The following is a 13,846-nucleotide window of genomic DNA, read 5'->3' as shown; positions in this document are numbered from 1 at the left end:
CGTCACAGATGAGGCGCGATGCCCGACTTCGCAAGCTATTCGACCGGGCCGAATTCCCCGGTTTCCTCATCGAGGATGTGCAGAACTCCGTCCGAAATCGCGAAGAACGCGCCGCGCAGGGTCAGCTTCCCTTGGCCTTCCAGCTCTGCCACCCATGGGAATGTCCGCAGGTTTGCGAGACTGACCTTCACGCCCGCCAATTCCATCGCCTTTTCCGCCTCACGGCCCTCGGTGCCGTGCGCATGGACCACTTCTTCTCGGGCGTCGTCGAGCAATTCGATCCAGTCGGCGATAAAGCCCCCCTGTCCCGGTTCGGCTCCAGCCATTGCCTGGCTGAGCGCAGCCTTGCAGCCACCGCACATCCCGTGACCCATCACCACGATCTCGCGCACCTTCAGAACCTGGACCGCGAACTCGAGTGCCGCCGACACGCCGTGGTGGCCGGGGGTCGTCTCGAAGGGCGGGACCATCGCCGCAACGTTGCGCACAACGAAAATCTCGCCCGGATCGACATCGAAAATCTGTGCGGGATCAACCCTGCTGTCGGAGCAGGCGATCACCATCACCCGCGGTTCCTGACCTTCTTTCAACGCAGCCCAGCGTTCGCGTCGAGGAGTCCATCCCGTACTGCGGAAACGGCGATAGCCTTCGATCAGGCTGGCGAGTTCAAGCGACGGCTTCGTATTCATAGCGCGGCGAATTGCCGCATGGCATTGCCTCTGGCAAGCCCCGATACTAAGTGCGCTGGCATGAACGACCTCGCGACCGCTCCCCGGCCTGAACGCCAACGCAAGCCCGACTGGATCCGCGTCAAGGCACCGACCAGCAAGGGCTACAACGAAACGCGCCAGTTGATGCGTGATCTCAACCTGCACACGGTTTGCGAAGAGGCTGCCTGCCCGAATATCGGCGAATGCTGGACCAAGAAGCACGCCACGGTGATGATCCTGGGCGATACGTGCACCCGCGCGTGCCGGTTCTGCAACATCAAGACCGGGATGCCGATGCCGGTCGATCCGCTCGAGCCGGAGCACACGGCCACAGCCGCCGCGGCGATGGGTCTCGAGCATATCGTCATCACCAGCGTCGATCGCGACGACTTGCCCGATCGCGGGGCAGGTCAATTCGTAAAGGTGATAGAGGCCCTGCGACGCGAGACGCCGAACACCACGATCGAGATCCTCACCCCCGATTTTCGCGGACGGATGAAACAGTCGATCGCGGAGATCTGCGAAGCTGGCCCAGACGTGTTCAACCACAACCTTGAGACGATCCCGCGGCTCTATCCCACGATCCGTCCGGGAGCGCGCTACTACGCGTCGCTCCGCCTGCTCGAAGAGGTGAAAGCGCACAATCCGCTGATCTTCACCAAATCCGGCATCATGCTCGGCCTCGGCGAAACCCGCCTCGAAGTCCACCAGGTGATGGACGACATGCGCAGCGCGGATATCGATTTCATCACCATGGGCCAGTACCTCCAGCCCACGCCCAAGCACGCCAAGGTCGAGGAATTCGTCGATCCAAAGACATTCAGCGCCTACGGTTCGATCGCGAAGGCCAAGGGCTTCCTGCAGGTCGCAGCGACGCCGTTGACCCGTTCGAGCTATCACGCGGGCGATGATTTCGCGCAGATGAAGGCCGCGCGCGAAGCCAAACTGGCCAAGCAGCAGGGCTGATGCCCGGCATCCGCGAAGTCCACCTGCTGCCCTACAGCGCAGAGCAGATGTTCGACCTTGTTGCCGATGTAGGCCGTTACGGTGAGTTCCTACCCTGGGTCATCGCCACCCGCGTCAAATCCGACAGCGAGACCGAGATGGTCGCAGACATGCTGGTCGGCTTCAAACAGCTGCGTGAAAAGTTCACCTCGCGCGTCACCAAGGACCGGCCCAACCGCATCGAAGTGCAGTACGTTGACGGACCGATGAAGGACCTCGACAACCTCTGGACTTTCAACCAGTTGCCCGACGGCAGCTGCGAGGTCGATTTCTCGGTCGATTTCACCTTCCGCAGCACGGTGTTCGAAGCGCTTGCCGGTCAGTATTTCGACCGCGCTTTTCGCAGGATGGTTGCCGCGTTCGAAGCGCGCGCGCACGAACTCTACGGCAGCAGCAGTTCGAGCGCCCACAGCGTCGCGTGACGGCGCACTTCGCTGCGGCTCTGACCTTCGAACAGCTTCATCTCGCCTTCGGGTTCTCCGTCAGCACCGCGTACGGCCTTTGCGAATACCACCGTGCCGACGGGCTTGAGTTCTGATCCACCGTCCGGCCCTGCAATTCCGCTGATGGCAACCGCGACATCGGCATTGCTGTGTTCGAGCGCGCCGTGCGCCATTGCCCACACGCACGCCACCGATACCGCTCCGAAAGTCTCGATCAACTCGCTCGAAACTCCGAGCGATTCCTGTTTCGCTTCGTTCGAATAGGTTACGAATCCGCGATCGACCACGGCGGACGATCCGGGAATTTCGGTCAATGCCGCAGCGACCAGCCCACCGGTGCAGCTCTCTGCCGTGGCAACCATGCGGCCAACCTTCGCATTCTCTTCGACAACGCGGCGAGCGAGGTCGACGATATCTTGCGGGAGGACGGAATCGGTCATGTCGCAGGCCTCCTGACGACTCGAATTCTTGGGAGAGACATTAGTCGTTGCGAACAACCGTGGCGACTGCTTGCGCAGCGATTCCTTCTTCCCGGCCAGTGAACCCGAGCCGCTCGGTGGTTGTCGCCTTAACGTTTGCCAGCGCCTGATCGATCCCGAGCAAGTCGGCGAGCCTGGAGCGCATCGCGTCGCGATGCGGCCCGATCTTCGGGGCCTCGCAAATCAGGGTCAGATCGACATTGGCCACGCGATAACCGGCCTCGCCGACCAGCTTCACCGCGTGTTCGATAAATTTCGACGACGACGCGCCGCGCCATTGCGGATCGCTCGGCGGGAAATGGGTGCCAATGTCCCCGGCACCGACCGCGCCGAGCAGTGCATCGACCACGGCATGGAGGCCAACATCTGCATCGCTATGGCCAGCAAGTCCCTTGTCGTATTCGAGCCGAACGCCGCATAGCCACAGTTCTTCGCCTGCTACCAGGCGATGCACGTCGTATCCAGTTCCTGTGCGAACAGGGGGGAGGGCATCCATGAAATCATCCTTGAAGGTCAACTTTCGCAAGGCCTCGTCCCCTTGAACCAGCGCCACCTCGCCGCCTGCTGCACGCAAGACCTGCGCATCATCACCAGCAGTTCGCTCTCCATCCCAGGCACGGTGCGCGGACAGGATCGCGCCGAATTGAAACGCCTGCGGGGTCTGGACGCGGCGGAGCACCTCGCGTTCGGCCGAACCAGCCATTCGCCCGCCTTCGTCGATCGCCAGGCTATCGACCACCGGCAGCGTCGGAATGGCACCCGGCGACATCTCAAGCGCCTGCAGCAACCGCTCGATGACATCAAACGGGACGATCGGCCTCGCAGCGTCATGAACCAACACACGCTCGGGTGCGACAAACTCCAGCGTTTCGAGACCCGCAAGCACGGATGCCTGCCGCGTCTCTCCACCGACCACAAGGCGATAGCCCGCAAGTCCAGCGAGCGCGGCCTCGGCAATTTCCTGCGCACCCTCCGGAATTGCCACCACCAGTCGATCCGCACCGGCGGCCAGCAGCGTTTCGACCGAATGACGCACCACCGGCTTGCCGCGCCATGTCGCGAATTGCTTGGGGAGCGGTTGCCCCGCGCGCAAACCCTGGCCCGCTGCGACCACGATTGCAGCGAAAGAGGGGAGGGGGGCAGCGACGGCCATCGGGCTGCGCGCTACCGACTTGCGCGCGCGTGGGCAATCCACTATGCGCTGCCCAAATTTTAGGCACGTCCCACTAAATGACCACTCTTCCAGCCCCTCCGACCCTCGCGCCAATCCGCGTCGGCCCGGTGACGATCGCGTCGCCGGTGATCCTTGCGCCGATGACCGGCGTGACGGACCTGCCTTTTCGCGCGCTCGTCCGGCGCTACGGCTCTGGACTCAACGTTACCGAGATGATCGCCAGCGAGGCGGCAATCCGCGAAACCCGCCAGTCGGTGCAGAAGGCGGCGTGGGCCCCGATCGAAGACCCTGTGTCAATGCAGCTGGTCGGTTGTGACCCGGCGTCGATGGCTGAAGCTGCAAAGCTTCAGGAAGCGAACGGCGCGGCGATCATCGACATCAACTTCGGCTGTCCGGTACGCAAGGTCGTCGGCCAGTATGCCGGCAGCGCGCTGATGCGCGAAGTGCCGCTGGCTGTGAAATTGATGGAAGCGACCGTGAAGGCGGTCGATGTTCCGGTGACCGTCAAGATGCGGATGGGCTGGGACCACGCGAGCCTCAACGCGCCCGAACTTTCGCGGATCGCCGAGGATCTCGGCGTCAAGATGATCACCGTCCACGGACGCACGCGCAACCAGATGTACAAGGGCAGCGCCGATTGGGGTTTCGTGCGCAAGGTCAAGGATGCGGTGTCGATCCCGGTGATCGTCAACGGCGATATTTGCTCGATCGATGACGCTGCCAAAGCGCTCGAACAGTCGGGCGCAGACGGGCTGATGATCGGGCGGGGCGCATACGGCAAGCCGTGGTTGCTGGGGCAGGTCATGCACTGGCTGCAGACCGGCGAAGCACTGGCAAACCCGAACCTGGTCGAGCAGCACGATGTGCTGGTCGAACACTACAACGCAATGCTCGAGCATTATGGAACAGACGTCGGCGTCAAGATGGCCCGCAAGCACCTCGGCTGGTACACCAAGGGGCTGCACGGTTCGGCGGAGTTCCGCAACAAAGTCAACTTCATCGACGATGCTGCGCAGGTACTAGGCGAGATCGACCGGTTCTATGAGCCGTTCTTCCGGCGCGCGGCGGCGTGAGCGGCGCGGAAGGCGCTCCGTCGCTGCGGGCGCAGGTCAACGGGCTGATCTTCGCGATGATCCTGCTCGATCCGGACCTCAGGATCGTCGAAGCCAACCCGGCAAGTGAGGAGATGCTGGGGCTGAGCGCTGCAAGGCTCATCGGGCAATCGTTCTACGATGCGATGGCAATCATCGATCCGCGCGTCAGCGCCCATGCGCGCAACATCGACGGCCGGTTGATCGCACGCGGAATCGCGATTTCGACGCGGGAAGGGGAAAAACAAGTCAACCTGACCGCCTCACCGCTCCCGACGCACGAAGGCTGGCGCATCGTCACTCTGTCCGACACGGGGCAGGACGAGATGCTTGAGGCCGACCCACACGAAGCCGGGCTCCATGCGCCTGCCGTATTGGCCCACGAGATCAAGAACCCGCTCGCTGCGATCCGCGGCGCCGGGCAATTGCTCGCCCGCAAGCTCGACGAAAAGGATCGCCCGCTGGCGGACGTGATTTCGAACGAGGTCGACCGGATCGCCTCGCTGATCGACCGGATGCAGCGGATCGGCAGCCGGTCGGTCGAGCCGAACGCGCCGCTCAATCTCCACGTCGCGATCCGCAACGCTATTACGACCGTGCGCGCAGCCAGCGCCGGCCCGGTCGAAATCATCGAGGAGTTCGATCCCTCGCTCCCGCAAGTTTCCGGTAACCAGGACAGCCTTGAGCAGGTGATCATCAACCTGCTGGCAAACGCGCGCGACGCCTGCGCCGACAAGGATCAACCGCAAGTGTCCGTGCGTACACGCTATGTAAGCGGGTTGATCTTCAACGCGATCCGCCCCGGACGTTCGGTGCGGCTGCCAATCGAGCTGACTGTATCGGACAACGGCCCCGGCATCGATCCCGACCTGCGCGACCATGTGTTCGATCCGTTCGTCAGTTCAAAGAAAAACGGCCAGGGCCTCGGCCTGGCTCTCGTCCGCCGTCTGGTCCGCGACATGGAAGGGCGCATCGCGCACGATCGCGACGAGAAGGCCGGCCTCACTCACTTCCGCGTCCACCTTCCGGTGGCGAAATAGGAGAATCGCCGATGCGCGAACGTATCCTGCTGGTCGAGGACGACGCCTCGATCGCGACGGTCATCACCGCTGCGCTCGAGGAAGAGGGATTCGTTGTCGATCGCAGCGAATCGATCGCAGGGCGCGACCGGTTGCTGGCACAGCACGGCTACGCGGCAATGCTGACCGACGTTGTGCTGGAAGACGGCGACGGAATCGCCAGCCTCGGGGCTGTGCGCAAAGCCAACCCTGGCCTGCCGGTGATCGTCCTCTCGGCGCAAAACACGCTCGATACCGCAGTTCGGGCAACCGAGATTGCCGCCTTCGAATACTTTCCCAAGCCGTTCGACCTCGACGAACTGGTGCGGGCGGTAGAGCAAGCGGCAAGCATCCCGGGTAGCCCCGGCAAGGCGCGCGACGACGAAACCGGGGACGGATTGCCTTTAGTTGGCCGAAGCCAGCCGATGCAGGGCGTCTACCGGATGATCACCCGGGTGTTGCGCAACGACCTGACAGTCCTGGTCCTAGGCGAATCGGGCACCGGCAAGGAGCTTGTCGCCGAGGCGATCCATCAGCTAGGCCACCGCAAATCGGGTCCGTTCGTGGCGGTCAACGCCGCCGCGATCCCGCACGACCTGATCGAGAGCGAGCTGTTCGGGCACGAAAAGGGCGCGTTCACCGGCGCGATCGCCCAGGCGATCGGCAAGTTCGAACAGGCCAACGGCGGAACGCTGTTCCTCGACGAAATCGGCGATATGCCAATCGAGGCGCAAACCCGCCTGCTACGCGCGCTCCAGTCCGGCACAATCCGCCGTGTCGGAGGACGACAGGAAATCGCGACCAACGTGCGAATCGTTGCCGCGACCAATCGCGATCTCGCGCCGATGATTGCTGCGGGGACATTCCGCGAAGACCTGTTCTACCGCCTCAATGTGGTTCCAATCGAGCTTCCGCCTTTGCGTGACCGGCTCGACGACCTTCCCGCGCTTGTGCGCCACTTCCTGACCAAGGCGGCGGACGAAGGGCTTCCGCGTCGGCAGATCGACGAGCGCGGTCTCGAAGAGCTTTCGCAGCACCAGTGGCCGGGCAATGTCCGCGAATTGCGAAACGCAGTCTATCGCCTTGCGTTGATGGCGCGAAACGAGATGATCGACCGCGCAACGGTTACTGCGGTACTCGGCGCGCCGAGACGGCAAAACGAGGGCCAGCCAAGCGCCACATTCACGGGCGTTCTCGAAGACTGGCTCAATTCCGCGCGTCCACCGGCCGGAACCATCTACCACGCGGCAATCGCGGAGTTCGAGCGGCCGCTGTTCGAGCATGCGCTGGGATTGACCAACGGGAACCAGTTGCAGGCCGCGCGATTGCTTGGGATCAACCGCAACACCTTGCGCAAGCGGCTCACCGATCTGGCAATCGATCTCGAGGCAAGTTCCCGCAAATAGCGAACGGTTCGTCACACGGCACGCGCCGCGCGGCAGAAAAGGCTTGCAAATTTGCAACAGTGCTATTGTAAGCGGGCAACGATGGCCAGCAAGGCAATCACTTCATTGACCCGTTTCCCACGCTGGAGGCGCCGCATCCTGGTTGCATCCAGGCGCGCGAACTTTTTCGGAATTCTCGAAGTCGTCGCGCTCGTCGCGTTGATCGCGATGGTCTGGATCGACTGGATGGCGTTCTCGACAGCGCCGGGCAGTGCACGCCTGCTCCCGGTCGCCAACGTAGCCTTCCTGCTGGTTGGGACACTGATCCCGGCGCTGGGCTTGCTGATGCTGCGTGGCAGGCGGCAGGCCTTGAAGCGGGCGCAAGGCGGTACGTCGCGGATGCACGTGCGCCTGGTGATCTTCTTCTCGCTGATTGCTGCAATTCCGACGCTGTTGGTCGCGGGGTTTGCTGCCGCGTTGTTCCAGTCGGGTGTCGACTTCTGGTTTTCGGACAATTCTCGCGGCGTGATGCAAAACGCCAACGCACTGGCGCGTGGCTACTACGAACAGAACCAGTTGCAGGTCGCCAACCAGACCACCGCGATGGCATCGGACATCCGATACTACCTTACCTTCCACAAGCTGACTGACCCGGTTTTTGCCGATCTCTACGGACAGCAGATGCAAGGACGCGAACTCAACGAGTCGGCGATCCTCCAGCGAATGCCCGACGAGTCGCTGAGAACCGCAGCGATTGCCAACCTGCAAGCCGACAACGAGCCGCAGAGGCTCGCCAAGACCGCGCTGCCGAAACTCGAAAAGGGCGAGCAGGTCGTTGTCAGCGGCAATCCCGAAAGGATCGAGGCGATTGCGCCGATCGACCTCAAGGCCGGGATTTTCCTCTACGCGGCGCGTAACACCCAGTCGATCGCCTTCAGCCAGTGGAGGAACGCGCAGGCCGTCGCAGCCGGCTACGATGTCCTCACCAAACGCGCGCAGACCATCCAGCTTCGTTTCACTCTCGCGTTGTTCTTTATCTCGCTGTTGCTCGTCGGGATGGCGGTGTGGTTCGCATTGCGGATCGCCGACCGCCAGGTGAAACCGCTTACCGAGTTGGTCGATGCGGCAGGCAAGGTCGGTGCCGGCAACTTCGCCATGCGTGTCGAAGGCCGCACGGGGGCCGACGAAATCGGCATGCTCAATCGTGCGTTTAACCGCATGACCGCGCAACTTGAAAAGCAGACCGACGCACTCGTGTCCGCCAACCACCAGCTCGACGAGCGTCGCGCGTTCATCGAAGCGGTCATCGAATCAATCACCGCCGGGATCATTACGGTCGACAGCGACGCGCGGATCCTGCTGATGAACAGCTCGGGGAAAGACCTCTTGCTCGGTTCCGACGCCGAAAAGCCCGTCGGGCAGTCTCTCGACGGGTTCGCACCGCAGATTTCGGCGCTGGTAGAGGCCGGATTGCCGAGCGGGATCGTGAGCTACAACAAGTCCGGAACGCTGCTGACACTCGCGGTGAAAGTGGCGGCCGCACCTGACGGCCGGGTGATCACGTTCGAGGACATTACCCGCCAGCTACTCGATCAGCGACAGGCCGCATGGTCCGACGTCGCGCGCAGGATCGCTCACGAGATCAAGAACCCGCTTACGCCGATCCAGTTGGCGACCGAGCGGCTCAAGCGTCGCTATCGCAAGCAGATCGAGACCGACGGTGAGCTGTTCGACGAACTGACCAGCACGATCGTGCGGCAGGTCGGCGACCTCAGGAAGATGGTCGATGAGTTTTCCAGCTTTGCTCGGCTGCCCAAGCCGGTATTCCGGCCCGAGGACGCGCTCGACCTGATCCGCCAGGCGCTGTTCCTGCAGGAAGTCGGGCATCCGGATATCGCCTACACGCTGGCAAGTGAAAGCGACGGGCCGATCGAGGTTGCATGCGACCGCCACCAGATCGGCCAGGCGATGACCAACGTCCTCAAGAACGCTGCGGAAGCGGTCGAGGCGCGCGCACGCGATGCCGAACCGGACTATCGCGGGCGGATCGCCATAGCTGTCGGCAGCAACGAGACCGATATCGAGATCACCGTGGAGGACAACGGAATCGGCCTACCGCGCGATCGCAAGCGGATCGTTGAACCGTATGTGACCACGCGCGAAAAAGGCACCGGGCTGGGGCTCGCGATCGTGAACAAGATCGTCGAAGAGCATGGGGGGGAAATGACATTCGCCAATGCCGCCGGCGGCGGGACCAGGGTGACCATGCGGTTCGCCCGCAACCCGCAAGCCGCGGGGGTGGAGGAATGACCATGATAACACCAGAGGAGATGGCGCGATGGCGCTCGACATCCTGATCGTCGACGACGAACGAGACATCCGCGAACTCGTCGCGGGGGTCCTAAGCGACGAAGGCTACGTCTGCCGCACGGCGGGCGACAGCACGAGCGCGCTGAAGGAAGTCGACGAACGGCGGCCGAGCCTGGTGCTGCTCGACGTGTGGCTCCACGGCAGCCCGATGGACGGGCTCGAAGTGCTCGACGAAATCAAGAAACGCGAACCCGAGCTGCCGGTGCTGATCTTTTCCGGTCATGGCAACATCGACACGGCAGTGAGCGCGGTCAGCCGCGGTGCAGTCGATTTTATCGAAAAGCCGTTCGAAGCTGAAAAATTGCTTCTGCTGGTCCAGCGCGCGACCGAGACCGAGCGGTTGCGACGCGAGAACAATCAGCTTCGCCAGGGATTTACGCGCGGCGAAGAGTTCACCGGCAACTCCTCGGCGATAAACGCCGTACGCGCCACCCTTAAGCGGGTCGCCAGCACCGGCAGCCGGGTGCTTATCAGCGGGCCGGCAGGGGCGGGCAAGGAAGTCGCCGCACGCCTGCTCCACTCGTGGAGCCCTCGCGCTGACGGATCGTTCGTTATCGTCAATTCGGCGCGGATCACGCCCGAGCGCTTCGAGCAGGAACTGTTCGGCGAAGAAAGCGACGGCAAGCTGGTGCGTCCGGGCCTGCTCGAACTGGCCGACGGTGGCACGCTCTATCTCGACGAAGTTGCCGACATGCCGCTGTCGACCCAGGCGCGGATCCTGCGCGTCCTGACCGAACAAAGTTTTGTGCGGATGGGTGGCAATCGCCAGATCGGGGTCGACGTGCGCGTCGTTTCCTCGACTTCACGCGACCTTCAGCAGGAAATGGAAGACAAGAACTTCCGCGAAGACTTGTACTATCGCCTGAACGTTGTTCCGGTGACGATACCGTCCCTAGCCGAGCGGCGCGACGACATACCCGCGCTCGCCGAGCATTTCTTCACTCGCTACGCCGCCGAGCAAGGCATCGACCCGCCCGAGGTCAGCGACGAGGCGATCGCCGCACTGCAGGCCTACGATTGGCCCGGCAATGTCCGACAGCTTCGCAACGTGGTCGAGCGCACGATCATCCTCACTCCGCGTGACAAGCTTGGCAAAGTCGAAGCCGAGATGCTGCCGAGCGAAGTTGCCGGCGGCAAGGCCGGTGGAAACAGCGGGATCACATCGCTGACCGGAGTGCCATTACGCGAAGCCCGCGAAAGCTTTGAGCGCGAATATCTCAGCATCCAGATCAGGCGTTTTTCGGGAAACATTTCCAAGACCGCCGCGTTCATCGGCATGGAGCGTTCGGCACTGCATCGCAAACTCAAGCTGCTCGGGCTCAACGAGCGCAAGGACGACGACGATTAGGCATCGTTGCGGCGCGAAGACGCAGTTGCAGCAAAAAGGATTGCCAAAGCCGACAGCAGCGGCATAATCACATCCTATAACTCGGTGCAGGCCGCTTGCGGTCCGCGCCAGATTGCGGCCCGACCCACGTCGGGCGGCCAAAAACAGGAGACCGTCAAAGTGTCAGAATCGCGAACCCTCAGTGCGCGTCCACGCCCCGCAAAAGCATCCACCGCCCCTGCCGATAGCAGCGCCAAGCAAACGAGCCTGCAGGACGCATTCCTCAACCAGCTGCGCAAGGACAAGACCCCGGTGACGATGTTCCTCGTCAAGGGCGTCAAGCTCCAGGGGATCGTCACCTGGTTCGACAATTTCTCGATCCTGTTGCGGCGTGACGGCCAGTCCCAACTGGTCTACAAGCATGCGATCTCGACGATCATGCCGAGCACGCCGATCGACGCCGAACAGTTCGCGAGCCAGGACAGCAACAGCAAGCAGCGCCTGCTGCAAGATGTCTTCCTCGGCCGGGTGCGCGAAGCGGAAGTCCAGGTCACCATGTTCCTGGTCAATGGCGTGATGCTGCAAGGCAAGATTGCCGCCTACGACCTGTTCTGCATGATGCTCGAGCGCGACGGCTACGTTCAGCTGGCCTACAAGCACGCGGTCTCGACGATCCAGCCCGCCACGGCGGTCGACCTGACCGAGGATTGGGAAGGCAAGGAAGACTGAGCTTCGACGACAATCTGCTGGGCGAGGTGTCGCGCGGTGCGCGCGCACTCGTCATCTGCCCTGATATTCGCGGGCAATTCCACGATCTCGCTGCCGAGGCGCGGCTCGAGGAAGCGTGCGGACTTGCATTGGCTATCGGGATCGTAGTGGCAGACGCAATCATCTTGCCAGTGCGCAACGTAAAGCCGGGCACGCTGTTCGGGGCAGGGCAGGTCGAAGCGATTGCAAACCGTTGCACACTGGAAGAAGCCGAGCTGGTCATTGTTGATGGCGCGCTCAGTCCGATCCAGCAGCGCAACCTCGAAGATAGGCTCAAGCGCAAGGTGATCGACCGGACGGGGTTGATCCTCGAAATCTTCGGCGAACGTGCGGCCACCGCGGAAGGACGGCTGCAGGTCGAACTGGCGCACCTCGATTACCAGCAGAGCCGCCTCGTCCGTTCGTGGACCCACCTAGAACGCCAGCGCGGCGGCTTCGGCTTTCTCGGCGGCCCTGGCGAAACCCAGATTGAGGCCGACCGGCGGATGATCCGCCAGCGCATGGCGCGGCTGCGCAAGGAACTCGAATCGGTGCGCCGCACGCGCGCGTTGCATCGCGAGCGCCGGGGAAGGGCGCCGTGGCCAGTAATCGCACTAGTCGGCTACACCAACGCTGGCAAATCGACGCTGTTCAATCGCCTCACCGGCGCCGAGGTTATGGCGGAGGACCTGCTGTTCGCGACACTAGATCCGACGATGCGGGCAATTTCGCTGCCCGGCGTTGAGAAGGCGATCCTGTCGGATACGGTTGGCTTCATCTCGGACCTGCCAACCCAGCTGGTCGCTGCATTTCGGGCAACGCTGGAAGAAGTGACCGGTGCCGACCTGATCCTGCACGTGCGCGATATCGCCAATCCCTCATCGGCGGCACAAAAGGCACAAGTGCTCGAAGTCCTCGCTGATCTTGGCGTGACCGACGCGGAAAGCGGGGAAGGGGCAATCCCGATCCTCGAGGTTTGGAACAAGCTCGACTTGCTGCCCGCGAGGCAAGCTGCGGAGATCAGGGATGTCGCCGAAGGCGATCCGATGGTCGAAGCGATTTCGGCAATTTCCGGCGAAGGAATCGAGCACTTGCTGGCAAGGCTTGGCGAATTGCTGACCCAATCTGCCCGCGTCCACGAATTCGTACTGCCTGCCAGCGAGGGAAAGCGCATCGCCTGGCTCCATGCTCATGGTGACGTGCTGGAGGAAGCCGACGCAGGCACAGGACCGGACGGACCGCTGCGGCGGCTGGCGGTGCGGCTCAATCCAAAGGAGCTGGGCCAGTTCGAAACGCTATGAGGTTTCGTCCCGTTTGACCTGCTGCCACAGTGCTTCCTGCTCTTCGAGCGACAGCTTGTCGAAATCGCCCTTGGCGAGATCCTCCATTGCCCGGAAACGACGCTCGAACTTGGCATTGGCGGCCCGGAGAGCGTCTTCCGCTCCAATCCCGTAAGAGCGCACGAGATTGACGGCTGCGAACAGAAGGTCACCAGCTTCTTCAAGCCGCGCCTGATCGGGCGCAGAGGACAATTCTTCCATTTCTTCCAGAAGCTTATCGCGCGGACCTGCGTGATCCGGCCAGTCGAAGCCATGCCGTGCGGCGCGCTTTTGCAGCTTTTGCGCCCTGAGAAGCGCCGGCAAGGCACGCGCAACACCGTCCATTGCGCTGGTCGCGCCCTCGGCCTCGCGCTCGGTAGCCTTGATGTCCTCCCAACGTTGCTCGGTCATCGTACCGTCTTCGCCGCCGAAGATATGCGGGTGGCGCGCTTCCATCTTGTCGCAGATGGCCTGGGCAACATCTTCAAAAGAAAACAGTCCGGCTTCTTCGGCCATGCGCGAATGGAATGCGACCTGGAACAGCAAGTCACCGAGCTCGTTGCGCAGTTCGTCCCAGGCTTGCCGGTCAATCGCATCCGAAACTTCGTAGGCTTCCTCGATCGTGTACGGCGCGATCGTCGTGAAATCCTGCGCGCGATCCCATTCGCATCCACGCTCTGGATCACGCAGGGTGGCCATGATCTGGAGGAGGCGGGAGGTTTGCTGGGTCACTTTGAT

13 protein-coding genes are annotated in these 13,846 nt (G+C 62.6%); 9 read left to right on the top strand and 4 right to left on the bottom strand.

What is annotated here, in order from left to right; genetic code table 11:
• Positions 1 to 35: 35 nt before the first annotated feature.
• Positions 36 to 689, bottom strand: a complete 654-nt coding sequence (locus CJO11_RS01085) for a carbonic anhydrase (RefSeq protein ID WP_095011050.1) — start codon at positions 687 to 689, stop codon at positions 36 to 38.
• Positions 690 to 749: 60 nt separating this feature from the next.
• On the opposite strand from CJO11_RS01085, the gene lipA reads away from it, so the two are divergent.
• Together lipA and CJO11_RS01075 are read left to right on the top strand one after the other, a co-directional pair.
• Positions 750 to 1,676 carry a lipoyl synthase gene (lipA, locus tag CJO11_RS01080; RefSeq protein ID WP_095011049.1) on the top strand — a complete coding sequence of 309 codons (927 nt, stop codon included), beginning with the start codon at positions 750 to 752 and terminating at the stop codon, positions 1,674 to 1,676.
• A complete protein-coding gene (locus tag CJO11_RS01075) occupies positions 1,676 to 2,137 on the top strand; it encodes a type II toxin-antitoxin system RatA family toxin (RefSeq protein ID WP_095011048.1) in 462 nt (153 codons plus the stop codon). The genes lipA and CJO11_RS01075 overlap by 1 nt, the downstream gene beginning before the upstream one ends.
• Here CJO11_RS01075 and CJO11_RS01070 read toward each other — a convergent pair.
• Together CJO11_RS01070 and CJO11_RS01065 are read right to left on the bottom strand one after the other, a co-directional pair.
• Positions 2,098 to 2,598, bottom strand: coding sequence for a CinA family protein (locus CJO11_RS01070; RefSeq protein ID WP_095011047.1), 501 nt, complete (start codon positions 2,596 to 2,598; stop codon positions 2,098 to 2,100). The genes CJO11_RS01075 and CJO11_RS01070 overlap by 40 nt on opposite strands.
• Before the next feature lie 40 nt (positions 2,599 to 2,638).
• The gene (locus tag CJO11_RS01065) at positions 2,639 to 3,790 is read right to left on the bottom strand and encodes a bifunctional 2-C-methyl-D-erythritol 4-phosphate cytidylyltransferase/2-C-methyl-D-erythritol 2,4-cyclodiphosphate synthase (RefSeq protein WP_095011046.1); all 1,152 of its coding nucleotides are present in this window, start codon (positions 3,788 to 3,790) and stop codon (positions 2,639 to 2,641) included.
• Between the two features lie 77 nt (positions 3,791 to 3,867).
• Between CJO11_RS01065 and dusB the strand changes: the two genes are divergently transcribed.
• The 7 genes from dusB (at position 3,868) to hflX (ending at position 13,090) form a co-directional block, all read left to right on the top strand.
• The gene (gene dusB, locus CJO11_RS01060) at positions 3,868 to 4,884 is read left to right on the top strand and encodes a tRNA dihydrouridine synthase DusB (RefSeq protein ID WP_095011045.1); all 1,017 of its coding nucleotides are present in this window, start codon (positions 3,868 to 3,870) and stop codon (positions 4,882 to 4,884) included.
• Complete coding sequence (locus CJO11_RS01055; protein WP_095011044.1) at positions 4,881 to 5,942, top strand: two-component system sensor histidine kinase NtrB; 1,062 nt, start codon at positions 4,881 to 4,883, stop codon at positions 5,940 to 5,942. Before dusB ends, CJO11_RS01055 begins: the two co-directional genes overlap by 4 nt.
• An 11-nt stretch (positions 5,943 to 5,953) precedes the next feature.
• On the top strand, positions 5,954 to 7,366 hold the full coding sequence (locus CJO11_RS01050) for a sigma-54-dependent transcriptional regulator (protein ID WP_095011043.1): 1,413 nt from the start codon (positions 5,954 to 5,956) through the stop codon (positions 7,364 to 7,366).
• An 81-nt stretch (positions 7,367 to 7,447) separates the two neighbouring features.
• Positions 7,448 to 9,655, top strand: coding sequence for a sensor histidine kinase (locus CJO11_RS01045; protein WP_095011042.1), 2,208 nt, complete (start codon positions 7,448 to 7,450; stop codon positions 9,653 to 9,655).
• A gap of 28 nt (positions 9,656 to 9,683) precedes the next feature.
• Positions 9,684 to 11,063 (top strand): nitrogen assimilation response regulator NtrX, encoded by a 1,380-nt coding sequence (gene ntrX, locus CJO11_RS01040; RefSeq protein WP_095011041.1) that lies wholly within the window; start codon positions 9,684 to 9,686, stop codon positions 11,061 to 11,063.
• Between the two features lie 159 nt (positions 11,064 to 11,222).
• Positions 11,223 to 11,771, top strand: a complete 549-nt coding sequence (gene hfq / locus CJO11_RS01035) for an RNA chaperone Hfq (RefSeq protein WP_095013139.1) — start codon at positions 11,223 to 11,225, stop codon at positions 11,769 to 11,771.
• 26 nt (positions 11,772 to 11,797) lie between these two features.
• Entirely contained in the window at positions 11,798 to 13,090 is a 1,293-nt protein-coding gene (gene hflX / locus CJO11_RS01030) for a GTPase HflX (protein WP_095011040.1), read from the top strand.
• Here hflX and mazG read toward each other — a convergent pair.
• Complete coding sequence (mazG, locus tag CJO11_RS01025) at positions 13,085 to 13,840, bottom strand: nucleoside triphosphate pyrophosphohydrolase (RefSeq protein WP_095011039.1); 756 nt, start codon at positions 13,838 to 13,840, stop codon at positions 13,085 to 13,087. The genes hflX and mazG overlap by 6 nt on opposite strands.
• Positions 13,841 to 13,846 lie beyond the last annotated feature (6 nt).

It is taken from the genome of Tsuneonella mangrovi (genome assembly GCF_002269345.1).
GTDB lineage: Bacteria > Pseudomonadota > Alphaproteobacteria > Sphingomonadales > Sphingomonadaceae > Tsuneonella > Tsuneonella mangrovi.
The sequence above is the reverse complement of the archived record's forward strand: the minus strand, read 5'-3'. Positions and strand labels throughout refer to the sequence as shown.

Excerpts from the sequence above, each read along its gene's own strand:
- ntrX (WP_095011041.1), top strand. The coding sequence starts at position 9,684 with ATGGCGCTCGACATCCTGATCGTCGACGACGAACGAGACATCCGCGAA.
- CJO11_RS01045 (WP_095011042.1), top strand. The coding sequence starts at position 7,448 with ATGGCCAGCAAGGCAATCACTTCATTGACCCGTTTCCCACGCTGGAGG.
- dusB (WP_095011045.1), top strand. The coding sequence starts at position 3,868 with ATGACCACTCTTCCAGCCCCTCCGACCCTCGCGCCAATCCGCGTCGGC.
- lipA (WP_095011049.1), top strand. The coding sequence starts at position 750 with ATGAACGACCTCGCGACCGCTCCCCGGCCTGAACGCCAACGCAAGCCC.
- CJO11_RS01065 (WP_095011046.1), bottom strand. The coding sequence starts at position 3,790 with ATGGCCGTCGCTGCCCCCCTCCCCTCTTTCGCTGCAATCGTGGTCGCA.
- CJO11_RS01075 (WP_095011048.1), top strand. The coding sequence starts at position 1,676 with ATGCCCGGCATCCGCGAAGTCCACCTGCTGCCCTACAGCGCAGAGCAG.
- CJO11_RS01050 (WP_095011043.1), top strand. The coding sequence starts at position 5,954 with ATGCGCGAACGTATCCTGCTGGTCGAGGACGACGCCTCGATCGCGACG.
- CJO11_RS01085 (WP_095011050.1), bottom strand. The coding sequence starts at position 689 with ATGAATACGAAGCCGTCGCTTGAACTCGCCAGCCTGATCGAAGGCTAT.
- CJO11_RS01070 (WP_095011047.1), bottom strand. The coding sequence starts at position 2,598 with ATGACCGATTCCGTCCTCCCGCAAGATATCGTCGACCTCGCTCGCCGC.